Source organism: Lactobacillus sp. UMNPBX6 (genome assembly GCF_002553975.1).
Classification (GTDB): Bacteria; Bacillota; Bacilli; order Lactobacillales; family Lactobacillaceae; genus Lactobacillus; species Lactobacillus gallinarum.
Genome location: NZ_PCZD01000153.1, coordinates 1 through 220 on the forward strand (window position 1 = coordinate 1; position 220 = coordinate 220).

Consider the following 220-nt stretch of genomic DNA (forward strand, 5'->3'; position numbering starts at 1 on the left):
ACAATCGAGCACGTAGTCTGATAGGCTTTCAAAGCCGGTTGGAAATTGCAATTTTAGCTTATAATTTGGCTTATTGTCTAGAACGATTTAACTAGCACCACGCGTTAGAAAATATAGCTATGTATTTGTTTAAGAAACACAATTAGAGCAAGATGAGAATAAATATTGGAAACTGTCAAATCTTTTGTGTAAATAGATCTTTCTCGTAAATTGATTTTTT

1 pseudogene is annotated in these 220 nt (G+C 31.8%); it reads left to right on the top strand.

Going from position 1 to position 220, the window contains the following annotated elements:
• A pseudogene (locus tag CP357_RS10180) lies at positions 1 to 95 on the top strand (IS982 family transposase); the annotation flags it as partial.
• Positions 96 to 220 lie beyond the last annotated feature (125 nt).